This window comes from Brevibacterium sp. NPDC049920 (assembly GCF_040656435.1).
GTDB lineage: Bacteria > Actinomycetota > Actinomycetes > Actinomycetales > Brevibacteriaceae > Brevibacterium > Brevibacterium pityocampae.
Genome location: NZ_JBFAMF010000002.1, coordinates 1 through 23640, shown reverse-complemented (window position 1 = coordinate 23640; position 23640 = coordinate 1). Strand labels below are relative to the sequence as shown.

At 71.8% G+C, this 23640-nt stretch carries 26 protein-coding genes and 1 pseudogene; 16 read left to right on the top strand and 11 right to left on the bottom strand.

Going from position 1 to position 23640, the window contains the following annotated elements:
• The 4 genes from AB0I45_RS01960 to AB0I45_RS01945 all read right to left on the bottom strand — a co-directional run bounded on the left by AB0I45_RS01960 (position 1) and on the right by AB0I45_RS01945 (position 4503).
• A complete protein-coding gene (locus tag AB0I45_RS01960) occupies positions 1 to 1734 on the bottom strand; it encodes an ABC transporter ATP-binding protein (protein WP_345031108.1) in 1734 nt (577 codons plus the stop codon).
• Between the two features lie 96 nt (positions 1735 to 1830).
• On the bottom strand, positions 1831 to 2802 hold the full coding sequence (locus tag AB0I45_RS01955) for a COX15/CtaA family protein (protein ID WP_295688732.1): 972 nt from the start codon (positions 2800 to 2802) through the stop codon (positions 1831 to 1833).
• Positions 2803 to 2812: 10 nt separating this feature from the next.
• Complete coding sequence (locus AB0I45_RS01950; RefSeq protein ID WP_247424773.1) at positions 2813 to 3589, bottom strand: ABC transporter permease; 777 nt, start codon at positions 3587 to 3589, stop codon at positions 2813 to 2815.
• Positions 3586 to 4503 (bottom strand): ABC transporter ATP-binding protein, encoded by a 918-nt coding sequence (locus AB0I45_RS01945; RefSeq protein WP_137319753.1) that lies wholly within the window; start codon positions 4501 to 4503, stop codon positions 3586 to 3588. Before AB0I45_RS01945 ends, AB0I45_RS01950 begins: the two co-directional genes overlap by 4 nt.
• 159 nt (positions 4504 to 4662) lie before the next feature.
• On the opposite strand from AB0I45_RS01945, the gene AB0I45_RS01940 reads away from it, so the two are divergent.
• Genes AB0I45_RS01940 through AB0I45_RS01905 form a run of 8 tightly spaced genes read left to right on the top strand, consistent with a single transcriptional unit; the run spans position 4663 to position 11190 of the window.
• Entirely contained in the window at positions 4663 to 5388 is a 726-nt protein-coding gene (locus AB0I45_RS01940) for a helix-turn-helix domain-containing protein (protein WP_265809382.1), read from the top strand.
• The gene (sufB, locus tag AB0I45_RS01935; protein ID WP_295688735.1) at positions 5385 to 6821 is read left to right on the top strand and encodes a Fe-S cluster assembly protein SufB; all 1437 of its coding nucleotides are present in this window, start codon (positions 5385 to 5387) and stop codon (positions 6819 to 6821) included. Before AB0I45_RS01940 ends, sufB begins: the two co-directional genes overlap by 4 nt.
• Positions 6822 to 6873: 52 nt before the next feature.
• Complete coding sequence (gene sufD / locus AB0I45_RS01930) at positions 6874 to 8025, top strand: Fe-S cluster assembly protein SufD (RefSeq protein WP_137319751.1); 1152 nt, start codon at positions 6874 to 6876, stop codon at positions 8023 to 8025.
• Entirely contained in the window at positions 8022 to 8345 is a 324-nt protein-coding gene (locus AB0I45_RS01925; protein WP_137319750.1) for a non-heme iron oxygenase ferredoxin subunit, read from the top strand. Before sufD ends, AB0I45_RS01925 begins: the two co-directional genes overlap by 4 nt.
• An 8-nt stretch (positions 8346 to 8353) precedes the next feature.
• Positions 8354 to 9112, top strand: coding sequence for a Fe-S cluster assembly ATPase SufC (gene sufC, locus AB0I45_RS01920; RefSeq protein WP_247424767.1), 759 nt, complete (start codon positions 8354 to 8356; stop codon positions 9110 to 9112).
• On the top strand, positions 9112 to 10383 hold the full coding sequence (locus AB0I45_RS01915) for a SufS family cysteine desulfurase (protein WP_345031101.1): 1272 nt from the start codon (positions 9112 to 9114) through the stop codon (positions 10381 to 10383). Before sufC ends, AB0I45_RS01915 begins: the two co-directional genes overlap by 1 nt.
• The gene (sufU, locus tag AB0I45_RS01910; protein ID WP_137319747.1) at positions 10380 to 10862 is read left to right on the top strand and encodes a Fe-S cluster assembly sulfur transfer protein SufU; all 483 of its coding nucleotides are present in this window, start codon (positions 10380 to 10382) and stop codon (positions 10860 to 10862) included. Before AB0I45_RS01915 ends, sufU begins: the two co-directional genes overlap by 4 nt.
• Complete coding sequence (locus tag AB0I45_RS01905) at positions 10855 to 11190, top strand: metal-sulfur cluster assembly factor (protein ID WP_137319746.1); 336 nt, start codon at positions 10855 to 10857, stop codon at positions 11188 to 11190. Before sufU ends, AB0I45_RS01905 begins: the two co-directional genes overlap by 8 nt.
• Before the next feature lie 28 nt (positions 11191 to 11218).
• Here AB0I45_RS01905 and AB0I45_RS01900 read toward each other — a convergent pair whose 3' ends face one another.
• The gene (locus AB0I45_RS01900) at positions 11219 to 12223 is read right to left on the bottom strand and encodes a DUF1731 domain-containing protein (RefSeq protein ID WP_345031095.1); all 1005 of its coding nucleotides are present in this window, start codon (positions 12221 to 12223) and stop codon (positions 11219 to 11221) included.
• 28 nt (positions 12224 to 12251) lie between these two features.
• Positions 12252 to 13169 carry a neutral zinc metallopeptidase gene (locus tag AB0I45_RS01895; RefSeq protein WP_137319745.1) on the bottom strand — a complete coding sequence of 306 codons (918 nt, stop codon included), beginning with the start codon at positions 13167 to 13169 and terminating at the stop codon, positions 12252 to 12254.
• Positions 13170 to 13227: 58 nt separating this feature from the next.
• On the opposite strand from AB0I45_RS01895, the gene AB0I45_RS01890 reads away from it, so the two are divergent.
• Entirely contained in the window at positions 13228 to 13920 is a 693-nt protein-coding gene (locus tag AB0I45_RS01890) for a ribonuclease H (RefSeq protein WP_345031091.1), read from the top strand.
• Positions 13917 to 15515, top strand: coding sequence for an ABC-F family ATP-binding cassette domain-containing protein (locus tag AB0I45_RS01885; RefSeq protein WP_345031088.1), 1599 nt, complete (start codon positions 13917 to 13919; stop codon positions 15513 to 15515). The genes AB0I45_RS01890 and AB0I45_RS01885 overlap by 4 nt, the downstream gene beginning before the upstream one ends.
• 1 nt (position 15516) lies before the next feature.
• On the opposite strand, the gene AB0I45_RS01880 is transcribed toward AB0I45_RS01885, so the two are convergent.
• From AB0I45_RS01880 to AB0I45_RS01870, 3 genes are read right to left on the bottom strand one after another with little or no spacing between them, the layout of a single operon-like run.
• Positions 15517 to 16557: an SURF1 family protein gene (locus AB0I45_RS01880; RefSeq protein WP_247424754.1), complete on the bottom strand. Its 1041-nt coding sequence runs from the start codon at positions 16555 to 16557 to the stop codon at positions 15517 to 15519.
• Positions 16557 to 16757, bottom strand: coding sequence for a hypothetical protein (locus tag AB0I45_RS01875; protein WP_247424751.1), 201 nt, complete (start codon positions 16755 to 16757; stop codon positions 16557 to 16559). The genes AB0I45_RS01880 and AB0I45_RS01875 overlap by 1 nt, the downstream gene beginning before the upstream one ends.
• Positions 16754 to 17269 (bottom strand): DUF3099 domain-containing protein, encoded by a 516-nt coding sequence (locus AB0I45_RS01870; RefSeq protein ID WP_247424748.1) that lies wholly within the window; start codon positions 17267 to 17269, stop codon positions 16754 to 16756. The genes AB0I45_RS01875 and AB0I45_RS01870 overlap by 4 nt, the downstream gene beginning before the upstream one ends.
• A gap of 161 nt (positions 17270 to 17430) precedes the next feature.
• Between AB0I45_RS01870 and fabG the strand changes: the two genes are divergently transcribed.
• The 3 genes from fabG to AB0I45_RS01855 are packed head-to-tail and all read left to right on the top strand — an operon-like array spanning position 17431 to position 19434.
• Positions 17431 to 18141, top strand: coding sequence for a 3-oxoacyl-ACP reductase FabG (gene fabG / locus AB0I45_RS01865; protein WP_265809374.1), 711 nt, complete (start codon positions 17431 to 17433; stop codon positions 18139 to 18141).
• A gap of 58 nt (positions 18142 to 18199) precedes the next feature.
• Positions 18200 to 18958 carry an enoyl-ACP reductase FabI gene (gene fabI, locus AB0I45_RS01860; protein WP_276087701.1) on the top strand — a complete coding sequence of 253 codons (759 nt, stop codon included), beginning with the start codon at positions 18200 to 18202 and terminating at the stop codon, positions 18956 to 18958.
• Positions 18959 to 18963: 5 nt separating this feature from the next.
• Positions 18964 to 19434, top strand: coding sequence for a histidine phosphatase family protein (locus tag AB0I45_RS01855; RefSeq protein ID WP_295690711.1), 471 nt, complete (start codon positions 18964 to 18966; stop codon positions 19432 to 19434).
• A gap of 21 nt (positions 19435 to 19455) precedes the next feature.
• Here the strand turns inward: AB0I45_RS01855 and serB are convergent, their stop codons facing one another.
• Together serB and AB0I45_RS01845 are read right to left on the bottom strand one after the other, a co-directional pair.
• On the bottom strand, positions 19456 to 20253 hold the full coding sequence (serB, locus tag AB0I45_RS01850; protein ID WP_295690709.1) for a phosphoserine phosphatase SerB: 798 nt from the start codon (positions 20251 to 20253) through the stop codon (positions 19456 to 19458).
• 51 nt (positions 20254 to 20304) lie between these two features.
• Positions 20305 to 21060 carry a hypothetical protein gene (locus AB0I45_RS01845; protein WP_295690707.1) on the bottom strand — a complete coding sequence of 252 codons (756 nt, stop codon included), beginning with the start codon at positions 21058 to 21060 and terminating at the stop codon, positions 20305 to 20307.
• A 41-nt stretch (positions 21061 to 21101) separates the two neighbouring features.
• Between AB0I45_RS01845 and AB0I45_RS01840 the strand changes: the two genes are divergently transcribed.
• The 3 genes and pseudogenes from AB0I45_RS01840 to AB0I45_RS01830 form a co-directional block, all read left to right on the top strand.
• Positions 21102 to 21887: an ABC transporter ATP-binding protein gene (locus AB0I45_RS01840; RefSeq protein WP_295690704.1), complete on the top strand. Its 786-nt coding sequence runs from the start codon at positions 21102 to 21104 to the stop codon at positions 21885 to 21887.
• A gap of 11 nt (positions 21888 to 21898) precedes the next feature.
• Entirely contained in the window at positions 21899 to 22792 is an 894-nt protein-coding gene (locus tag AB0I45_RS01835) for a sulfite exporter TauE/SafE family protein (RefSeq protein WP_345031085.1), read from the top strand.
• A gap of 7 nt (positions 22793 to 22799) precedes the next feature.
• Positions 22800 to 23546, top strand: a pseudogene (locus AB0I45_RS01830) (TrmH family RNA methyltransferase); the annotation flags it as partial.
• Between the last annotated feature and the right edge of the window lie 94 nt (positions 23547 to 23640).

Here is a 23640-nt window from a genome sequence, read left to right as displayed (position 1 = left end):
TCAGACCCCCTCTCCGGTCGCGGCGGCGGCCTGCGAATCGATGATCTCCCGGTACACCGGGTTCGACTCCGCGAGCTCATCATGGGTGCCGAGGCCGACGATCCGGCCCTCGTCGAGGACGAGGATGGCGTCGGCGTCGCGGGCGGTCGCGATCCGCTGGGCGACGATGATCATCGTCGCGTCGACGTCCCGGGCGAGCGCGGCGCGCAGCGCCTTGTCGGTCGCGGTGTCGAGGGCGGAGAAGGAATCGTCGAAGACGAGGATCCGAGGTCGCCCGACGAGCGCGCGGGCGATCGCGATCCGCTGGCGCTGGCCGCCGGACAGGTTGGTGCCGCCCTGGGTGAGCTCGTGGTCGAGCCCCTCGGGGAGCTCGCGGACGAAGTCCGCCTGGGCGGTGTCGAGGGCCGCCCACATCTCCTCCTCGCTCGCCCCGGGGGCGGCGAAGCGCAGGGTGTCGGCGATCGTGCCGGAGAACAGGTACGCCTGCTGCGGGACGAAGCCGGTCTGCGCGTGGAGCACAGCGGGAGCGAGTGCGCGGATGTCCGTGCCGCCGATCCGCACCGTGCCGGCGTCGGCGTCGATGAGGCGCACGACGAGGGAGGCGAGGGTGGTCTTGCCCGAACCCGTGGCCCCGACGATCGCGAGGGTCGACCCGGCCGGGACCCGCACGTCGATTCCGCTGAGGACCGTCTCCTCGGCGCTGGGATAGCGGTACTCGACCCCGGACAGCTCGACCTCGCCGGGCGCCGGGGTGTCGGTCCGGGTGCCGGAGAAGTCGATCGTCACCGGGGAGTCGACGACGTCGAGGATGCGGCCGGCGGAGACCGCGGCGCGCGGGATCATCATCGCCATGAACGAGGCGATCATCACGCCCATGAGGATCATGAGGAGGTACTGGATGAAGGCCATGAGGGTGCCGACCCCGAGCATGCCCCCCTGCACCTCGAACGCGCCGAACCACACGACGGCGGCCGAGGCCGCGCCGATGATGAACATCACGAGCGGGAACATCAGCGAGAACAGCCGGCCCACCCGGAGGTTGGCGTCGGTGACCGCGAGGTTGGCCTCCCCGAAGCGCTGCGCCTCGGCCGGCTCGCGGACGAAGGCGCGGATGACCCGGATCCCGGTGAGCTGCTGGCGGGTGACGGAGTTGAGGGCGTCGATGCGCTCCTGCATGACGGCGAAGGACGGGACCATGCGGGAGACGATGAACGCCATGACGACGCCGAGCACGACGACCGTGACGACGACGATCCACGACAGGCGGAAGCTCTCGGCGAGGGCCATGACGATCCCGCCGAGCGCCATGAGCGGTGCCATGACGAGCATCGTCGCGCTGAGCACGATGAACTGCTGGACCTGTCGGATGTCATTGGTGTTGCGGGTGATGAGGCCGGCGGCGGAGAAGCGGGAGACGTCCTGGTGGCCCATGTCGACGACGTGGTGGAAGACGTCGCGGCGGAGGTCGCGGGCAGCGGACATCGCGCACTTCGCGCCGCAGTAGATCGCGATCCCGTTGCACCCGAGCTGGAGGACGGCGACGACGACCATCCAGCCGCCGTAGGCCCACACCGTCGGCACGTCGCCGCGGGCGACGCCCTCGTCGATCATCCGCGCATTGAGCGTGGGGATGAGGAGCAGGCCGAAGGACTGGAGTGCCTGGAACACGACGACGCCGAGGAGGAGCCCGCGGTAGTCGAGGAGGTATCTGTTCAGGAGCGCGAGGAGAGGCACCCGGACATTCAAGCAGACCGCGCCGTCGTGCGCTCACCGGTGGCACCCAGGTAGGGCATGGGATGGCTCACGGCGGCGGTGGCGGGCCGGCTGCGGTCACACCGTCTGGTGGACCGCCTGCGGGGAGTCCGGGACGGCGGTGGCCGGCAGCGGCGCACGGCGGTAGCAGGCGTCGACGACGGCGACGGTCGCGGCGATGACGAGGCAGGCGCCCACGAGGTGGAGGGCGACGGCGGCGATCGGCAGGCCGGTGAAGTACTGGAAGTAGCCGATCGCGCCCTGCGCCGCCTCGACGAGGAGGAGCACGGTGAGCGCACGGGACAGCTCGCTCAGCCCCTGCCGTGCGGACAGGATGCGGGCGAGGACCGTCGCGCCGATGAGCAGCCAGACCGGGATCGCGTGGAGGCGGGAGATCATCACCGTGTCGAGGCCGTTGCGGGCACTGATGACGTCCCCGGCATGCGGGCCGGCCCCGGTGACGAGGACGCCGAGGAGCACGATGACGACCATGAGCCCGCCGATCGCCCAGCACAGGCCGCGCAGCAGCGGGGTGCCGAGCGGCCGGGGGTCCCGGCCGGAGTCCGCGGTGCGGCGCACGAGGTAGGCCGACGCGCCGACGGCGATCGCCGAGGGGATGAAGTGGGCGGCGACGATCCACGGGTTGAGCTGGGTGCGCACGGTGAGGCCGCCGAGGAGCGCCTGGAAGGGCACCACGGCGGTGAGCCAGAACGTCAGCCAGAAGAGGTCGGGGCGGGTCCTGCGGAGGCGCCACAGGAGGACGAGGATCGCGACGCCGAGCAGTCCGAGCGCGACCCCGAGCAGCCGGTTGCCGAACTCGATGTAGCCGTGGATGCCCATCTCCGGGGTGTTGACGAGGGACTCGTCGGTGCACATCGGCCAGGTCGGACAGCCGAGCCCGGAGCCGGTGAGCCGCACGAGCGCACCGGTGACGATGATCGCCGACTGGGCGAACAGCATCGTCCACGCCGCGGCGCTCACGAGCCGGGTGACGGTGGCGGGCTGCCAGCGGGAGCCGGCGGGCGGTGCGGGGGCTGCGGGGGTCGTCATGCGGGCCATTCTACCGTCCGTCGAAGTCGAAGAAGCGGCGGGCCGCGAGCAGCCCGAGGAGCGTCCAGGCGAGCATCACCGCACAGGCGCGCAGGTCGATCGCGCCGTCGAGCACCGCGCTGCGCATGGCATCGCCGAGCGCCCCCGAGGGCGTCCACGACACGAGCCGGCCCCACAGCCCGTCGTGAGCGACGACGAGCCCGCCGACCGAGGCCATGAGCACCCACAGGAGGTTGGCGAGCGCGAGCGTCGCCTCTGCGCGCAGGGTCCCGGCGAGCACGAGCCCCCAGGTGAGCATGACCGCCGTCCCGAGCAGTCCGGCGACGACGACGGCGAGGTGGGCGACCGGGGCGGTGATGCCGAGGACGAGGGCGATGCCGCCGAGCAGCGCGAACTGGACGGCGACGACGAGGAGCACGGCGAGCAGCTTGCCCCAGATCAGGCCCGTGGTGCCGAGCGGGGTGGTGGCGAGCTGGCGGAGCACACCGTAGCGGCGGTCGAACCCCGTGGAGATCGCCTGCCCGGTGAAGGCAGTCGAGGCGATCGCGAGGCCGAGCACCCCGGAGGTCGCGACGGCGACGGGGGAGTGGCCGCCGATGCCGAGGCCGAGCACGTCGAGGATCCCGGTGAGGGACAGCCCGAGGAGCACGATGATCGGGAGCACGAGGGAGAGGAGGAGCTGCTCGCCGTTGCGGAGGATCGAACGCGCCTCGAACCCGGCCTGCGCGAGGATGCGCCGGGAGGCCGGGGAGGCCGGGGAGGAGGGTGTCGTCGCGGGCTCCGTCATCGCAGGCTCCTGCCGGTGAGCTCGAGGAACACGTCGCCGAGGGTGCGCCCGTGCAGGGAGAGGTCGTCGACCCGCACCCCACGGGCGGCGAGCTCCGCGGTGAGGCCGGCGAGCGCGGCCGGGCCGATGTCGCCGGACACGGTGAGCACGGGGCCGTGGACGGTGACGGTGCCGAACGCCTCGAGCGCGGCGGCGAGCCCGGCCGGGGCGTCGCCGGGCAGGCGCATCCGCAGGCTGTGCGCGCCGTCGGCGGCGGCGGTGAGCTCGGCCGGTGTGCCCTGGGCGATGACCCGACCGTGGTCGATGATCGTCACGGTGTCGGCGAGCGCCTGCGCATCGGCCATGTCGTGGGTGGTGAGGACGACGGCCACGCCGTCGGCGCGGAGCTCGCCGATGACCTCGTGCACGACGAGGGACGCCTGCGGGTCGAGGCCGGCGGTGGGCTCGTCGAGGAACACGAGGCGCGGACGGCCGACGAGCGCGGCGGCGAGCCCGACCCGCTGGCGCTGCCCGCCGGACAGCCGGCGGATGGTGCGGTCGGCGAAGCCGGTGATCCCGAGCCGCTCGGCGAGCGCGGTGACATCGAGCGGGTCCGCGTACATCCGGGCGAGGTGGGTGAGGACCGCGAGCGGCCGCGCGGCCATGGGCAGCCCGCCGTCCTGGAGCATGACCCCGGTGAGCCCGGCGGTGCGGGTGTGCTCGGCCACGGGGTCGGCCCCGAAGATCCGGACCGTGCCGCGCGCCGGGCGCAGGAGGCCCACCGCGCAGGCGATCGTCGTCGACTTGCCGGCGCCGTTGGGGCCGAGCACCGCGTGGACGCGCCCGGCGTCGGCGGTGAGCGAGATCGATTCGAGCGCGGGCCGGGCCCGGTAGTCGAAGCCGAGCCCGGTCAGGCTCAGGGGTGCGGTCGTCACGGTCGACCAGTGTACGCGTGGCCCCGCTCCGGGGAGCGCCCGGGCCGCGACGGGTCCGCGACCGGGGCTTAGGCTCGCCTTCGTTTACAGTGGAATAGATTACGCAACAATTGTCTTGTATAACGCAGAGCACCACCCTCGGCACCCGGAAGGAGAACCATGTCATCGCATGCCATCGCCCGGTCCGAGGACGCCCGCACCCGCCAGCGGGTGCTCGGCGCGGTGCTCGATCTCGGTCCGGTGAGCGCCTCCGGCGTGGCGAAGGTCATGGACCTCACCGCCGCGGCGATCCGCCGCCACTTCGACGCCCTCGAGGCCGACGGCCTCATCGAGGTCCGCCGGCTCGCCGGGACCCGGGCCGGCCGGGGGCGGCCCGCCCGGCAGTACGTCGTCACCGCGCAGGGCCACGAGCTGATCAGCCACACCTACGACGACCTCGCCGTCGATGTCCTCGGCTTCGTCGAGCGGCGCTCCGGCCGCGAGGCGGTCGCCGAGTTCGCCGCCGAGCACGTCGCGGAGCTCGGGCAGCGCCTGCGGGCGCGCACCGAGCGCCCCGAGCCGACCGTCGTCGGCCGGGCCCGGCAGCTCGCCGCCGCGCTGTCCGCGGAGGGCTTCGCGGCCTCGGCCTCGCCGGTCGCCGTGGGCACCCCGCTCGAGGCGATCCAGCTGTGCCAGGGCCACTGCCCGATCCAGCACGTCGCGAAGGAGTACCCGGAGTTCTGCGAGGCGGAGCTCCAGCTGTTCGCCGAGCACCTCGACGTCGACGTCCGCCGCCTGTCCACCCTGGCCAACGGCGACCACGTCTGCACCACGCACATCCCGACCTCGGTCCTCAACCGCCCGTTGATCGACCAGACCGACCGCAACCAAGGAGGCTCACGGTGACCGATACCACCGAGACCAACCCGATCCTCGAAGCGAACCCCGAGCTCAAGGACATCGGCAACTACGCCTACGGCTGGCACGACTCGAACGACGCCGGCGCCGCGGCGCAGCGCGGCCTGAGCGAGGACGTGGTGCGCAACATCTCCGCCCTCAAGGAGGAGCCGGAGTGGATGCTCCAGCGCCGCCTCAAGGCCCTCAAGCTGTTCGAGAAGAAGCCGATGCCCAGCTGGGGCGCCGACCTCACCGGGATCGACTTCGACGACATCAAGTACTTCGTGCGCTCGACCGAGGGTCAGGCGCAGTCCTGGGAGGATCTCCCCGAGGACATCAAGAACACCTACGACCGGCTCGGCATCCCGGAGGCGGAGAAGCAGCGGCTCGTCGCCGGCGTGGCCGCGCAGTACGAGTCCGAGGTCGTCTACCACAAGATCAACGAGGAGCTCGAGCGCCAGGGCGTGATCTTCCTCGACACCGACACCGCGCTCAAGGAGCACCCCGAGCTGTTCGAGGAGTACTTCGGCACCGTCATCCCCTCGGGCGACAACAAGTTCTCCGCGCTCAACACCGCGGTGTGGTCCGGCGGCTCCTTCATCTACGTCCCCAAGGGCGTCCACGTGGAGATCCCGCTCCAGGCCTACTTCCGCATCAACACCGAGAACATGGGCCAGTTCGAGCGCACGCTCATCATCGCCGACGAGGGCTCCTACGTGCACTACGTCGAGGGCTGCACCGCGCCGATCTACAAGTCCGACTCGCTCCACTCGGCGGTCGTCGAGATCATCGCGAAGAAGGACGCCCGCGTGCGCTACACGACCATCCAGAACTGGTCGAACAACGTGTACAACCTCGTGACGAAGCGTGCGATCGCGGAGTCCGGCGCGACCATGGAATGGGTCGACGGCAACATCGGCTCGAAGGTCACCATGAAGTACCCGGCGATCTGGATGACCGGCGAGCACGCGCGCGGGGAGACCCTGTCCGTGGCCTTCGCCGGGACCGGCCAGCACCAGGACACCGGGGCCAAGATGGTCCACGCCGCACCGAACACCCACTCCTCGATCGTGTCGAAGTCGGTCGCCCGCAACGGGGGACGGGCCGGCTACCGCGGTCTCGTCCACGTCCACCCGGGGGCCAAGGGCGCGTCGAACACCGTGCTGTGCGACGCCCTGCTCGTCGACAACATCTCCCGCTCCGACACCTACCCCTACATCGACATCCGCGAGGACGACGTATCGCTCGGACACGAGGCGACGGTGTCGAAGGTGAGCGCCGACCAGCTGTTCTACCTCATGAGCCGCGGCCTCGAGGAGACCGAGGCGATGGCGATGATCGTGCGCGGCTTCATCGAGCCGATCGCCCGCGAGCTCCCGATGGAGTACGCCCTCGAGCTCAACCGGCTCATCGAACTGCAGATGGAAGGCGCGGTGGGCTGAGCCGGCCGTCCGCGCCCGGCCCCACCCCGTCCACGAAGGAGACAGAACACACATGACAGACACCGTGCAGAGCGCTGCCGAGGTCCAGGTACCCGTCGCCTCGCGCAGCGAGCGCACCCGGAGCTTCGACGTCGCCGATTTCCCGCAGGTCACGGGCCGCGAGGAGGAATGGCGCTTCACCCCGGTCCGCCGACTCGCGCCGCTGCTCGAGGACGCCGGCACCGGCGCCGAGCTGCGCTTCACCGAGGAGCTCCCCGCCGGTGTGTCGGTGGAGACCATCGACCTCGACACCGCCCGCGCCCAGGGCATCATGGAGCCCGAGGACCGCCCGGCCGCGATCGCCGCGGCCCGCTCCGGCGGGATCCGCCACTACGCGGTCGAGGCCGGCGCCGAGGTGCCCGAGGCCGTCGTCGTCCACGCCGACGGCGCCGGGACCGACCCGGTGCACGGCCACATCCTCCTCACCGTCGGCGACAACGCGCGCGCGACGATTGTCGTCGAGCACGAGGGCACCGCACAGTACTCCGAGCTCGTCTCGATCGTCGTCGGGGCCGGCGCGCAGCTGACCTTCGTGTCGCTCCAGCTGTGGGAGGACGGCTCGGCCCACCTCGGCCAGCACGACGCGATCGTCGGCAAGGACGCGCAGTACAAGCACATCGCGATCTCGCTCGGCGGCGACATCGTGCGGCTCAACTCCAACGTCCGCTACGACGGGCCCGGGGGAGAGGCGCAGCTCCTCGGCCTCTACTTCGCCGACGCCGGCCAGCACCTCGAGCACCGCACGTACATCGACCACAACACGCCGCAGGCGGTGTCCGACGTCATGTACAAGGGTGCACTGCAGGGCACCGATGCGCGCAGCGTGTGGATCGGCGACGTGCTGATCCGCCCCGAGGCGATCGGCATCAACACCTACGAGCTCAACCGCAACCTCGTCCTCACCGAGGGCGCCCGGGCGGACTCCGTGCCGAACCTCGAGATCGAGACCGGCGACATCGAGGGCGCAGGCCACGCGTCCTCGACCGGCCGCTTCGACGAGGAGCACCTGTTCTACCTCATGAGCCGCGGCATCGACGAGGTCGAGGCCCGTCGGCTCGTGGTCCGCGGCTTCTTCCACGAGGTCATCGGACAGATCCGCGTGCCCGCGATCGAAGAGGTCCTGTCCGCAAGGATCGAGGACGAGCTCTCCCGGAGCATGATGTGAGCGAGCTCGCCGCCTGCGCCGCGAGCGCCGTCGACCCCGGTGACGCGATCCGCGTCGTCCTCGAGGGCCGGGAGATCTGCATCGCCCGGACCGACGACGGCGCCGTGCACGCGATCGACGACCTGTGCACCCACGGCGAGGTGTCCCTCGCCGAGGGGGAGGTGTCCGGCTGCTCGATCGAGTGCTGGCTCCACGGCTCCGCCTTCGACCTCACCACCGGCAGGCCGCTCACTCCGCCGGCCTTCGAGCCGGTCGCCGTCTACCCGTGCAGCGAGCGCGACGGCATGATCTACGTCGACCCCACCAGTCCTGAACAGTAAGGAAACCCATGTCCACTCTCTCCATCCGCGACCTCCACGTCAGCGTCGAGACCGACGCCGGTGCCAAGGAGATCCTGCGCGGCGTCAACCTCGACATCAACTCCACCGAGACCCACGCGATCATGGGCCCGAACGGCTCCGGGAAGTCGACGCTGGCCTACGCGTTGGCCGGCCACCCCGGCTACACCGTGACCTCCGGCACCGCCGCGATCGACGGCGAGGACATCCTCGAGATGAGCGTCGACGAGCGCGCCAAGGCCGGCCTGTTCCTCGCCATGCAGTACCCCGTCGAGGTCCCCGGCGTCACCGTGACGAACTTCCTGCGCACCGCGAAGACCGCGATCGACGGCGAGGCGCCGAAGCTCCGCACCTGGACCAAGGACCTCTCCGAGGCGATGAAGAACCTCCGCGTCGACCCCGCGTTCGCCTCGCGCAACGTCAACGAGGGCTTCTCCGGCGGTGAGAAGAAGCGCCACGAGATCCTCCAGATGGAGCTCCTCAAGCCGCGTTTCGCGATCCTCGACGAGACCGACTCCGGCCTCGACGTCGACGCGCTGCGGATCGTGTCCGAGGGGGTCAACCGGGTCAAGGAGAAGACCGACGTCGGCGTCCTCCTCATCACCCACTACACCCGCATCCTGCGCTACATCCAGCCCGACTACGTCCACGTCATGGTCAACGGCCGGATCGCCGAGGAGGGCGGCGCCGAGCTCGCCGAGCGCCTCGAGAACGAGGGCTACGACCGCTTCCTCGGCGTGGGAGCCTGATGCTCTCGGCCGCCGAGGTGCAGCGCATCCGCAACGACTTCCCGATCCTCGCCCGCGAGGTCGGGGGGTCGCCGCTGGTGTACCTGGACTCCGGGGCCACCGCGCAGAAGCCGCAGTGCGTCATCGACGCCGAGCTCGACTTCTATGCGCACCGCAACTCCGCCGTCCACCGCGGGGCGCACAGCCTCGCGGTGGAGGCCACCGATGCGTTCGAGTCCGGGCGCGCGGCGGTCGCGGACTTCGTCGGCGCCGGGATCCGCGAGATCGTGTGGACGAAGAACGCCACCGAGGCGCTCAACGTCGTCGCGCTCGGCCTCGCGCACGCCGCGGCCGGCCTCGGCGGTCCGGAGGCGCAGCGGTACCGGATCGGCCCCGGGGACTCGATCGTCGTCACCGAGATGGAGCACCACGCGAACCTCATCCCGTGGCAGCAGCTCGCCCGCCTCACCGGTGCGCGCCTGCGCCACCTGCCGCTCACCGACGACGGGCACCTCGAGCTGGGCGATCTCGAGGAGATCGTCGACACCACGACGAAGGTCCTCGCCTTCACCCACGCCTCGAACGTCCTCGGCACGATCAATCCCGTCGAGCGGCTCGTCGCCCGGGCCCGCGAGGTCGGGGCGCTCACCGTGCTCGACGCCTGCCAGTCGGTGCCCCACCTGCCCGTCGACCTCGCCGCGCTCGACGTCGACTTCGCGGCCTTCTCCGGGCACAAGATGCTCGGACCCACCGGGATCGGCGTGCTCTACGGGCGCGCCGAGCTCCTCGACACCCTGCCCCCGGTCCTCACCGGCGGCTCGATGATCACCACCGTCGACATGGAGTCCGCGGAGTTCATGCCGGCCCCGCAGCGCTTCGAGGCCGGCACCCAGCCGGTCGCGCAGGTCGCCGGGCTCGGTGCGGCCGTGGGCTACCTCTCCGAGACGGGGATGGCCGATGTCGCCGCGCACGAGGCCGAGATCGCCGGGATCCTCGTCGAGGGGATCGACCGGGTGCCCGGCGTGCGCCGGATCGGCCCGGACGCCTCGGCGGCGCGGATCGCCTCCGTCGCCTTCGACGTCGAGGGCGTCCACGCCCACGATGTCGGCCAGGTGCTCGACGACGCGGGGATCGCGGTGCGGGTGGGCCACCACTGCGCACAGCCGCTCCACCGCCGCTACGGGCTCACCGCCACCACCCGCGCGAGCGCCTCGGTCTACACCACGGCCGAGGACTGCGAGCGGTTCCTCACCGCCCTCGCCGGCGTCCGCCCCTTCTTCGGAGTGTCATGAGCGATCTCCAGCAGCTCTACCAGCAGGTCATCCTCGACCACGCCAAGCAGCGCTACGGCAACCGGCCGCTGCTCGGCGGGACCGGGATCGACCGCTCCCCGCAGTTCGGCTCCTCGCACCAGGTCAACCCGACGTGCGGGGACGAGATCACCGTGGAGGCGGAGATCGACCCCGGCACCGGCGCGCTCACCGTGCGCTGGGACGGCCAGGGCTGCTCGATCTCGATGGCCTCGGCCTCGGTCCTGACCGAGATCGCCGAGGACACCGGACCGGAGGGGTTCGCCGCCGCCGAGGCCGCCTTCCACACTCTCATGCACTCCCGCGGACAGGGGGAGGCCGACGAGGACGTCCTCGGCGATGCCGCCGCCTTCCAGGGGGTCTCGAAGTTCCCCGCCCGAATCAAATGCGCCCTGCTGTCCTGGATGGCACTCAAGGACGCACTCGCCCAGGCCCACGCCGCAGGAGGAGACCATGCCTGAAGTCATCGACCAGCCCACCAACGCCGTGCCCGAGGAGGTCCTTGAGGCACTCATGGACGTCGTCGACCCCGAGCTCGGCGTCAACATCGTCGACCTCGGCCTCGTCTACGGCACCGCCGTCGAGGAGGACGGCACCGCCGTCATCGAGATGACCCTGACGAGTGCCGCCTGCCCGCTCACCGACGTCATCGAGGACCAGGTTGCGCAGGTCCTCGAGGGGATCGTCCCGGCCTACCGCCTCAACTGGGTGTGGATGCCGCCGTGGGGCCCGGAGAAGATCACCGAGGACGGCCGCGAGCAGATGCGGGCCCTCGGCTTCAACATCTGAGCAGCACCACCGCTCTCAGCACCACGGCTCACAGCACCGCTGCGAGCGCGCCGGGCAGCTCGGGGTGCGCGAACCGGAATCCCGCCTCGGCGAGCACCCGGCTGGTCGCATGCCGGCCGGTGAGCCCGAGCGCGGGATCCGTCGCGAGGAGCACCGCTCCGGCCCGGAGCACCGGCGCCGGGGTCGACAGTCCGAACCCGTGCGGGGCGAGCAGCGGCAGCCGTGGGGCGAGCCGCGTCCGCAGCCGGGCCATGAGCTCGGCGTTGCGGACCGGGTGCGGTGCCGCGGCGACGAGGATGCCGCCGGGCAGCTCCGGTCCGCACAGGCCGAGCGCGGCGAGCACGATCCGCAGCCAGTCCTCGAGCTGGATCCACGAGAACCACTGATCACCGCGCCCCACCGTCCCGCCGAGCCCAGCCCGGGCGAGCAGCGCCAGCCGATCGAGCGCGGGGGAGTCGTGCTGGAGGACGATCGAGGTCCGCAGCACGGTGGTGCGCCGGGCATGCGCCCCGGCGGCCGCCTCCTCCCACGGGCGGGCGACCCCGGTCATCTGCGGCAGGGCGGCCGCGCCCGCAGGCAGCGGCGAGCTCTCGTCGAGCCGCGCCTCCCCGGCATCGGACCAGATCGCGGTCGTCGATCCCTGCACCCACGCCTCGACGGGCGCCTGCTCCTGCGAGGCCGCGACGAGCGCTTCGGTGGCACGCACGCGCGAATCGCGGAGGCGCGCGATGCCCGCGGGCGTCGGCCGGGTGTCGACGAGCGCCCCGGCGAGGTTGACGACGCCGATGCGCTCCTCCCCGGTACGGGCGAGCTCCTCTGCCCAGTCCCCGACGCTCCGGCCGTCCCACTGCCGGAACCGCAGTCCGGGCCCGGTGCGGCGGAGCAGCTCGGGGGAGTCGGCGGGGCGCCGGGTGAGGACGACCGCCTCGGCCCCGGCGCGCTGCAGCGCACCGGTGAGAGCAGTGCCGAGCGCCCCGGTGCCGCCGGCGACGACGACGCGCATCGGGCGGGTGTCCGTGTGCAGGGTGCTCATCGTCTCCTCTCCCGGCGCTGTCGGCGGCTCACACCCGGTCGACGGCGAAGGTGTTGCAGGCGCTCGGCCGGCCGTCGCGGTAGCCGCGGAGGAACCACGTCTGCCGCTGCTCGGCGGAGCCGTGGGTGAAGTTCTCCGGGATCACCCGGCCGCCGGAGGTCTCCATGATCGAGTCGTCGCCGATCGCCTCGGCCGCGGACAGCGCAGCGGAGATGTCCTCCGTGGTGAGCGGCTGCAGGTAGGGCTCGCCCGTGCTCGGATCCGGGGTCACTGCGGCGTTCGCGGCCCATACCCCGGCGTAGCAGTCGGCCTGGAGCTCGAGGCGGACCGCGTTCGACTGCGGGCCGGTCTGCCCGTCGCGGGTGCGCTGGATGTCCCCGGTGAGTGTCTGGATGTGGTGGCCCCACTCGTGGGCGACGACGTACTCTTCCGGCAGCGGCCCCTGCTCGGCGCCGAACCGGTCACGGAGCTGGGCGAAGAACGCGACGTCGAAGTACGCGGTCTCGTCGCCCGGGCAGTAGAACGGGCCCATCGCGGAGCTGCCCGTGCCGCACGCCGTCTGCCACTGGCCACTGGTGAGCACCGCACCCGGCGCGCGGTAGGCGACCCCGAGGTCGTGGACCCCCTCCTGCCAGTACTGGTTGAGGCTGTTGACCGTGCCGACGACCCGGCACTCGACGTCCTCGTTGGCGTCCTCGCCGGTGCGGCACTTCGTCGCGAGGTCGTCCCCGGTGGTCTGCCGGTCGACCTGTGAGCTGTCGGTGAAGCCCTGCCCGCCGGTGATGACCTCGGGCCCGAACACGAGTGCCATGATCACCATGATGACGAGCCCGCCGAGCCCGCCGCCGATCTTGATGCCGGGGCCGCCGAGGCCCCCGCCCGAGCGACCGCCGCCGCGCTTGGACACCTGCGAGGTGTCGAGTCTGCTGCCGGGATTGAACGTCATGGCAATAGCATAGGGTGGTCCGGGTGCATTCCATCCGCATCCCACGAAAGGACACTCTGTGACGATCACGGTCGCCGTCGACGGCTCGGCGCTGGGGAACCCCGGACCGGCCGGCTGGGCCTGGTACATCGACGACGAACGGTGGGGGTCCGGGGGATGGCCGGAGGCGACGAACAACCGCGGCGAGCTGCAGGCGCTCATCGAGCTGCTCCGCGCCACCGCCGGCACCTCCGAGCAGCTTCACGTGCTCTGCGACTCGAAGTACGTCATCAACTCGGTGACGAAGTGGATGCCGGTGTGGAAGCTCAAGGGCTGGAAGAAGGCCAACGGCGGCGACGTCCTCAACCGCGACCAGATGGAGGAGCTCGACGCCGCGCTGCGCGACCGCGACATCCGGCTCGAATGGGTCAAGGGCCACAGCAGCCACCGCCTCAACGACGCCGCCGACGCCCGCGCCCGGGCGGCCGCGGAGGCCTACCGGCGGGGCACGCCGGTGGACCCGGGTCCGGGCTTCAGCGGCCCGGGAGCCCCCGCTCGTGACCCGGAGCACTCCGTTCGTGACCCGGAGCCCGAGCGCGCGCCGGTGACGGTGTCGTGCCGGCTCGACGCCGAGCTCGCCGACCGGATCGTCGAGCGCGCGCAGGCCGCCGCCCGCAGACCCCAGGACGAGCTCGCCGAGCTCATCGCACTCGGCATGGAACGCAAGTACGGCATGGAGGACCAGCACGGCATGGAACGGAAGCACGCATGATCGCCGTCTCGGATCTCGAGGTCCTCGTGGGCTCGCGCACTCTCATGACCGATGTCTCCTTCCGCGTCGACACCGGCGACAGGGTGGGTCTCGTGGGCCGCAACGGCGCCGGCAAGACCACTCTGACGAAGGTCCTCATGGACGAGTTCGCCCCGAACGCCGGGACCGTCACCCGGTCCGGAACGGTCGGCTACCTGCCGCAGGACCCGCGCTCGGGCGACCCCACGGCCTCGGGCCGGGAGCGGATCCTGTCCGCCCGGGAGCTCGACGTGCTCGTGCGGCGGCTGCGCAGGGCCGAGGAGCAGATGTCCGACCCGGACCCCGACGTCATGTCGAAGGCGATCGACCGCTACCCGCGGATCGAATCGGAGTTCGTCGCCGCCGGCGGCTACGCGGCCGAGTCCGAGGCCTTCGCGATCGCTGCGAACCTCGGGCTCGACGAGGAACTGCTGTCCCGAGAGCTGCAGACGCTGTCCGGCGGCCAGCGCCGCCGCGTCGAGCTCGCCCGGATCCTGTTCGCGGCCCCGGACACGATGATCCTCGACGAGCCGACCAACCACCTCGACGCGGAGTCGGTGCTGTGGCTGCGCGACTACCTCAAGACCTACGCCGGCGGGCTCGTCATCATCTCCCACGATCTCGATCTCATCGACGAGGTCGTCAACCGCGTGTTCTTCCTCGACGCCAACCGGCAGTGCATCGACATCTACGCGATGAACTACCGCCAGTACCTCAAACAGCGTGAGGCCGATGAGCGGCGCCGCCGGCGCGAGCGCTCGAACGTCGAGAAGAAGGCCGCCGCGCTGAGCGCGCAGGCGGACAAGATGCGCGCCAAGGCGACGAAGACCGTCGCGGCGCAGAACATGGCGAAGCGGGCCGAGCGGATGCTCTCCGGGCTCGAGGCGGAGCGGGCTGCGGACAAGGTCGCCCACCTCCGGTTCCCGGCCCCTGCCGCCTGCGGCCGCGTGCCGCTCACCGCGGAGGGACTGAGCAAGTCCTACGGCTCGACCGAGGTGTTCACCGGCGTCGACCTCGCGATCGACAAGGGCACCCGGGTCGTCGTGCTCGGGTTCAACGGCGCAGGCAAGACCACGCTGCTCAAGATCCTCGCCGGGCTCGAGGCAGCCGATTCCGGGGAGGTCGTGCCCGGCCACGGCCTCAAGCTCGGCTACTACGCGCAGGAGCACGAGACTCTCGACCACGACCGGACGGTGCTCGAGAACATGCAGCGCAGCTCGCCGCACCTCGACGACACCGCCGCGCGCTCCGTGCTCGGCTCGTTCCTGTTCTCCGGCGATGACGTCCACAAGCCGGCCGGAGTGCTGTCCGGCGGAGAGAAGACCCGGCTCGCGCTCGCGACGCTCGTCGTGTCGAGCGCGAACGTGCTGCTCCTCGACGAGCCGACGAACAACCTCGACCCGGCCAGCCGCGAGGAGATCCTGTCGGCGATCCGCCGCTACGAGGGCGCGATCGTCCTCGTCACCCACGACGAGGGCGCGGTCGCCGCGCTCGATCCCGACCGCGTGCTCCTCCTGCCCGACGGCGACGAGGACCTCTGGGGCGAGACCTACCTCGACCTCGTCAGCCTCGCCTGAATCAGTAGCCCTGGGAGTCGAGGAGGGCGTCCTCGAGCTCCTCCTCGGTCCGCTGCCGCTGCGGGCTCCGGGACGACTGCTTGCTCCGGGACGACTGCGGGCTCCGGGGAGCCGCCCGGCCGGGCCGCGTCGTCCTGCCTTCCCCGTAGCGCCCGCCTCCCGTGCTCGCGCCGGCGGAGCGCCGGCCGCCGCGGGTGAGGGCGGCCTTGTCGACGACGACGTACTCGGTCGGTGCGGCGTCCGCGGCCTCCTCGCTGCGTGCGGCGTCGAGTGCGCGCTTCTCCCGGCGGGCGGCGTAGACGACGCCGGCGAGGATCATGATCCCGAACACGATCCACTGGAACGTGTAGGACAGGTGGGAGCCGGGATCGGTGCTCGGCGGTGGCAGGGGAGTGAGGCCGTCGTCGGCGGGGGCCGGGTCCTCGGCACTGAGCTGCCCGTAGGCCTCGGTCACGGGGGAATCCATGCCCGGGATGGCATCGGGGTCGATCGCGCGGATCAGGCCCGGGGGATTGGAGTCGCCGCTCGCGTCCTGGCGCGGGCGCAGCCACATCTCGACGTCGACCTCGCCGGCCGGCGGTGCGGGGAGAGCGGTGGGGTCGGGGGCGGATCCCTCGCTCGTCGTCGGCACCCAGCCGCGGACCACGGCGATCGTGTCCCCGGAGTCGAGCACGAGCGGGACGACGACGTAGAAGCCGGCCTGGTTCTGCAGGCTCCGGTTGCGTGCGAGCACCGTCGCCCCGGGGTCGTAGCTGCCGGTGACGGCGACCTTCGCCCACTCGGCGTCGACGGGCAGAGGGGCGGTGCGGTCGGGGAGGACCTCGGGCAGCGGCCGGGCCGCGCCGTGGTAGTTCGTCTCGATCCGCTCGATCTCCGCATCCCGCGCGGCACGGCGGTGGTCCTGCCAGTTCGCGAGGAATCCGCAGGCGACCGCGGCGACGATCGCGAGCGCGATGTAGCGCAGCCAGCGTGCGGAGAGGACGAAGCGGTAGCCGCCGCGCTCGGCGGGCGGGGGAACGGGCTGGGGCGTGGGCTCGGCCATCAGCCGGCGCCCTCCGGGATCTCGGCGACGGGGACGTCGTCACGGAGCAGGCTGCGGATCTGCAGGTACTCGTGGAGGTGCGTGCGGTGGTCCGGGCAGGCGAGCCAGACCTTGCGCCGCTCCGGGGTGTGGATGCGCGGGTTGTTCCACAGCAGCGCGAACTCCGCGGTCCGGGTGCACGCCTTCGCCGAGCACGTCATCGCCGTCTTCCTCCGTTCCCCTCGTTCGTCCCACCGTATCGCCCGGCGTCGGGGTCCCCGGCATCAGGGGCGCTGTCGGAGTCGCCGGACTGAGCAGTGTCGCCGTCGATGACCTCGCCATCGATGATCTCCCCGTCGTACACCCCGTCCGCGGCGGTCGCCGCGGGCGCGGCGGGCGCCTCGGCCCCGGCTCCGGCATCATCGGTGCCTGACCGGGGACCATCCACCGGCCCCGGTGCCAGCGCCTCGAGCGGAGCGGAGTCGATGACCGCGCCGCCGGATTCGGTGCCGCGGGCGCGCGCCGCATTCGCGATGAGCACCGCGACCCACGGCAGCACGATCGCGCCGGCGGCGAAGAACCACCGCCAGGGGCTCGGGGTGAGGACCGCGAGGAGGAAGCAGAGCATGCGGATCCCCATCGAGATGAGGTATCGCACGGTCCGCGTGTGGATGTCCTGCTCATGGGACACCTCGGCCTCGGTGATCCGTTGGGCGTGCGTCCTGTGGGCCATGGCCTTCCAGCACTCGGGGGTGAGGCACGCGCGCGCGTGCTCCTGGCTACAAAAGCATACTCCCCGATTGTCGGCGGCGTACTCATGGAGCGCGCAGGTGCGTTAGGTTGGAGACCCGCCCTCGGGCGGCCTGCAGCAGTCGGCGAACAAGGAGAGCGACAGTGTCGGATTCGCGCGTAGTACTCGTCACCGGTGGCAACCGGGGGATCGGGCGGAAGATCGCCGAGGCGTTCCTCGCCGCCGGTGAGAAGGTGGCCGTGACCTCGCGGAACGGCGACGCCCCCGACGGCGCGCTGGCGGTGTCCGCCGACGTCACCGACCCGGACTCCCTCGACGCCGCGTTCACGCGGATCGAAGAGGAGCTCGGCCCGGTCGAGGTCGTCGTCGCGAACGCCGGGATCACCCGCGACACCCTCCTCATGCGGATGTCCGACGAGGACTTCGACGCCGTGATCAACACGAACCTCGGCGGCGCCTTCCGCACCGTCAAGCGCGCGATCACCGGGATGATCCGGGCGAAGAAGGGCCGCATCGTGCTCATCTCCTCGGTGTCCGGGCTCTACGGCGTCGCCGGCCAGGCGAACTACTCGTCCTCGAAGGCCGGGCTCGTCGGCCTCGCCCGCTCGATCACCCGCGAGGTCGGCGCCCGCGGCATCACCGCGAACGTCGTCGCCCCCGGGTTCGTCCGCACCGAGATGACCGATGAGCTGCCGGAGAAGCAGCAGAAGGAATACCTCGCGACGATCCCCGCCAAGCGCTTCGCCGAGGCCGAGGAGGTCGCCGCCGTGGTCCGCTGGATCGCCTCGGACGAGGCCTCCTACATCTCCGGCGCCGTCATCCCGGTCGACGGCGGCCTGGGCATGGGACACTGACACCGCACACCGAGTCCACACGCACACCGCGTACTCCACGCGAGAGGAAGACAACATCATGGGAATTCTCGACGGCAAGCGCATCCTCGTCACCGGCGTGCTCACGGAGGCTTCGATCGCCTTCGCGGCCGCCCGCCTGGCCCAGGAGCAGGGGGCTGAGGTCGTCCTCTCCTCGTTCGGCCGGCAGATGAAGATCACCTCGGTCATCGCCGAGCGGCTGCCGCAGCCCGCGCAGGTCATCGAGCTCGACGCGACGAACGAGGACGACCTCGCCGCGCTGCCCGAGCGGCTCGGCGGGAACATCGACGGGATCGTCCACGCGATCGCCTTCGCCCCCAAGGACGCGCTCGGCGGGGTCTTCCTCGACACCCCCTTCGAATCGGTGTCGAACGCCGTCCACGTCTCCGCGTACTCGCTCAAGGCGATCACCGTCGCCGCCCGCCCGGTGCTCAACCGCGGCGCCGGCGTGGTGGGCCTGACGTTCGACGCGACCGTCGCCTGGCCGGCCTACGACTGGATGGGCGTGGCGAAGGCCGCGCTCGAGTCGACCTCGCGCTACCTCGCGAAGTACCTCGGCGGCGACGGCATCCGCGTCAACCTCGTCTCCGCCGGCCCGCTCAAGACGACCGCCGCGAAGTCGATCCCCGGCTTCGACGCGTTCGAGGACGTGTGGGGCACCCGCGCCCCGCTCGGCTGGGAGCAGACGGACACCGAGCCGGCCGGCAAGGCGATCGTCGCCCTGCTCTCCGACTGGTTCCCGGCGACGACGGGCGAGATGGTCCACGTCGACGGCGGACTCCACGCCACCGGGGCCTGACACCCGTGCCCCACCTGGTGCTCGCCCGCCACGCCACCGCCGCGCGCCCGCCGATGGCCGACTTCGATCGGCCGCTCACCGCGGCGGGCTCCGCCGAGGCGGCCGCGGCGGGCGAGCACCTCACCCGGTACCCGCTCACGCACCTCGTCGCCTCCGCCGCGCTGCGCACCGTGCAGACCAGCGAGGCCGTCGCCCGCGCCCTCGCGGACGCGCCGGTGCTCCACGCCGACCGGGCGCTCTACGAGGCCGACATCGACGCCTGGCTCGAGGTCATCGACTCGATCCCCGCGGAGGCGACCGGGGCGTACGTCGTCGGGCACGAGCCGACGGTGAGCGCCGTCATCGGACACCTGTGCCCCGCGCTCGGGGTGCCGCGGCGCTTCCGCCCGAGCTCGATCGCGGTGTTCGACCTCCCGCGCTGGGGACTGGCCCCCGGAGACTATCCGCCGCCGGAGATCCGGAGCTTCAAGGACTGACCGGCGCACCGGCCCCCGCCGTCAGCCGATCGGCTCCCCGGTCAGCGCGGCCCACACGGCATCCATCCGCCGCACGGTGAGCGCGGCGTCGGCGACCTCGGCGAGCGCCGGCTTGGCGCAGAACGCGATCCCGAAGCCGGCGGCCTGGACCATCTCCGCGTCGTTCGCCCCGTCGCCGATCGCCACGGTGCGCGCCGGATCGATGTCGAGCCGCTCGCACAGCACGCGCAGCTGATCGGCCTTCGCCCGCCGGTCGATGATCGGACCGTCGACCTCACCGCTGAGCAGGCCGTCGCGCACCGCGAGTCGATTCGCGAGCACCTCGGCGATCCCGAGCTCCGCGGCGACCGGCACGACGACTTCGGCGAACCCACCGGACACGAGCGCGACCACCCCGCCGGCACCCTGCACCGCGGCGACGAGCTCCGGCACGCCCGCGGTCAGCGTGACCTGCTCGCGCACCTCGGCGAGCACGGACTCCGGGAGCCCGGCGAGCGCGGCGACCCGCGCGCGCAGGCTCGCGGCGAAGTCGAGCTCCCCGCGCATCGCCTCGTCGGTGATCCGGGCGACCTCCTCGCGGACCCCGGCGTGCGCGGCGATGAGCTCGATGACCTCCTCGTTGAGGAAGGTCGAGTCGACGTCCATGAGGACGAGCTGCGGCGGGGCCTCACTCAGCGCCTCGGGCACGACGAACACGTCCGCATCCGGGTGGGCGGCGGACTCGGCGGCGACGATGGTCTCCAGACCACCGGCATCGACGAGGCGCGAGCTCACGGTCCAGTCGGCGCCGGCGGGGTGGATGAGGCTGATCCTGTGCATGACAGCGATTCTACGGAGTCGCCGGCCGAACGGTTCCCCTGCAGTCGCGTGTCACCCGATCCCGTTGTCGCGGCTCACCGCGGTGACCACGGCGGCCGCCGCGCGGTGGAGGCGGGCGAGCATGTCGCCGAACTCCGCGGGCCCCACGGTCGCAGGCGCCAGGACGGGCGACATCGCGTGATGGATGTCGAGTGCGGCATGGAGCAGCGGGGCCTGCTCGGGCCGGGCGAGCAGACCGGTGAGCTCGGCGCGCGGGGCGGCCGCGCTCATGTCCGCCTGCCAGTCCCGCCACTGGAGGTTGCGCATCTCCGCCGGGACGCCGTCGCCGAGCGCCTCGACGAGGGCGAGACCCTCCATCACGGTCTCGCGCAGGGTGCGGGCCGCCTCGGGCACGCTGCGGACGTCGAGCGGGGCGTAGGGCACCCGGGCGCACGCGAGCACCCGGAGGTTGGCCTCCCCGTCGAGGACGAGCACCGCATCGGACATGCCGGACGATTCGGTGACGGCGACCGCGGTGGCGCGGGCGAGGGTGCGGCGCGCGGACTTCTCCACCCGCGGCACCGCGGACGGGAAGGTCGGGTGGAGCAGCGCCAGGCGCAGCCGGTCGATCCCGCGGGCGCGCAGGGCCGGGAGGAGGAGCAGCAGGCCGGTCGGCGGGTCGGAGTCGTAGACGGCGTCCTCGAGTACGAGCGGAACCGGCATCCCGGCGTCGAGCAGCACCTGCGCGCAGTCATCGGGGGAGAGCCGGCCGGCGAGCGCGGCATCGACCGTGAGCGAGGTGAGGAGGGTCGCCAGTGCGGTGTCCATCCGCCACAATCTAGCGCACCGTGTGCGCTAGAGTCTGCACTATGAGCGATGTGCTGGAATTTGCAGACGTCCACGTCCGGCGGGGGACGAACTTCCTGCTCAGCGGACTGTCCCTCGAGGTCTCCGAGGGGCAGCACTGGGTGGTGCTCGGCCCCAACGGCGCCGGCAAGACGACCTTCCTCGAGCTCGCCGCCGGGCGCATGCACCCGACCTCGGGCCGGGTCGACATCCTCGGGGAGCGCCTCGGCCGGGTCGACGTGTTCGAGCTGCGCCCGCGCATCGGCTACACCTCCTCGGCGCTGGCCGCCCGGATCCCCGGCTCGGAGAAGGTCACCGACATCATCCTCACCGCCGCCTACGGCGTGCTCGGCCGGTGGCGCGAGGAGTACGACGAGCTCGATCTCGACCGGGCGCGCGATCTCCTCTCCGCCTTCGCCGTCGAACGCTTCGCCGACCGGCCCTTCGGCAGCCTGTCCGAGGGCGAGCGCAAGCGCGTGCAGATCGCCCGCTCCCTCATGACCGATCCCGAGCTCCTGCTCCTCGACGAACCGGCCTCCGGCCTCGACCTCGGCGGGCGCGAGGAGCTCCTCCAGGCGCTCGGCGAGATCCTCGACGGGAAGTACGCGCCGACGACGGTCATGGTCACCCACCACGTCGAGGAGATCCCCACCGGCGTCACCCACGCGCTCCTCCTCAAGGACGGCGCCGCTGTGGCCGCCGGCGAGATCGACTCGACGCTGACCTCGGAGAACCTCAGCACGACCTTCGGCACCGATGTCACGCTCGGGCACGAGGGCGGCCGCTACCACGCGCGGGCGCGCGGCTGAATGGCTGCTGCATGACCGTCCTCGAAGCGGCCCTCGTGCTGCTCGCCGGGCTCGGTGCGGGCACGATCAACGCGATCGTCGGCTCAGGCACCCTCATCACCTTCCCGGCACTCGTCGCCTTCGGCGTGCCGCCGGTGACGGCGACGATGAGCAACGCCGTGGGCCTCATCCCCGGCAACATCGCCTCCTCGTTCGGCTACCGCGAGGAGCTCCGCGGCCAGGGCAGGCGGCTGCTCCAGCTCCTGCCCGCCTCCCTCGCCGGCGCGCTGCTCGGCGCCTACCTGCTGCTCACCCTGCCCGAGGACGCCTTCATCACCATCGTCCCGGTGCTCCTCGTGTTCGCGCTCCTGCTCGTCGTCGGGCAGCCGGCGCTCCAGCGCTACCTCAAGAAGCGCAAGGCGATGCGCGCCGACGCCCGCGGGGAGGCGGGGGAGACGGTCGGGGAGGCCGGTGGGCCGGCGGCCGGCGCCGAGGTGCCGGCAGGCTCCGATGCGGAGTCCGGTGCGGCGCCGGGCACGGTGCCGGGCCCGCCGGCGCTGTCGACCGGCCGGATGCTCGCCGTCGTCCTCGCGGTGTTCCTCACCGCGATCTACGGCGGCTACTTCGCCGCCGCGCAGGGCATCATCCTCATCGCGCTCCTCGGCCTCCTGCTGCCGGAGCCGCTGCAGCGCCTCAACGGCGCGAAGAACGTCCTCGTCCTCGCGGTGAACACGGTGGCCGCCGCGGTGTACATCATCGTCGGCTTCGACCGGATCGACTGGCTCGCCGTGCTCCTCATCGCGATCGGCTCGCTCATCGGCGGGTACTTCGGGGCGCGCATCGGGCGCCGGTTCAGCCCGGTGCTGCTCCGCGCGATCATCGTCGTGCTCGGCCTCGTCGCGCTGTGGCGCATCCTGCAGATGTGAGCGGCGGATGAACACCCCGCGCAAGCCGGCGCTCACCGACGCGCAGATCCTCGCGCTCGCGGAGTCCGCGGGCATCGCCGCCGCACGGATCCGCTTCTTCACCTCCGCCGACGACCCCGCGGTCGCCGACTACACCCGGCTCACCGACGTGCGGCTGCGCACCCTGCGCGAGCCCGAGCGGGGCCTCTTCATCGCGGAGAGCTCGAAGATCATCGAGCGCGCCATCGCCGCCGGCCACGTGCCGCGCTCCTTCCTCATGACCCGCAAGTGGTTCGCCGCGCTCACCGGGATCATCGCCGGGACCCACGCGCCGGTGTTCATCGGCGAGGACGCCGTCGTCGAGCAGCTCACCGGCTACCACCTCCACCGGGGCGCGCTCGCCGCGGTGCACCGCCCGGTGCTCCCCGCGCTCGCCGAGGTGCTCGCGGATGCCCGGCGGGTCGTCGTGGTCGAGGACATCGTCGACCACACGAACGTGGGTGGTCGTAAACCTCCGCAGCAGCAGGGAGGGGAGTCAGGGCCGAAGCATCGCTCGCGGATCGCGATCTTCGAGAACATCGTCGATCATACGAATCTTGGAGCCGCGTTTAGATCAGCCGCGGCGATTGGCGTGGACGCCGTCCTCGTCACCCCGAGCTGCGCGGACCCGCTGTACCGCCGGTCGATCCGCGTCTCGATGGGTACGGTCTTCCAGGTCCCCTGGGCGCGCATCGAGTCCTGGCCGGCCGACATCGACCTCATCAAGGAGCACGGTGTTTAGCCGCGGGGTTCGGTAGCGTGCGTGGGACGGTCCGGTAGCACTGGCGGGTGGAGTCGGTAGCGCTTGCGGGTGTTGTGTTCCAGGATTG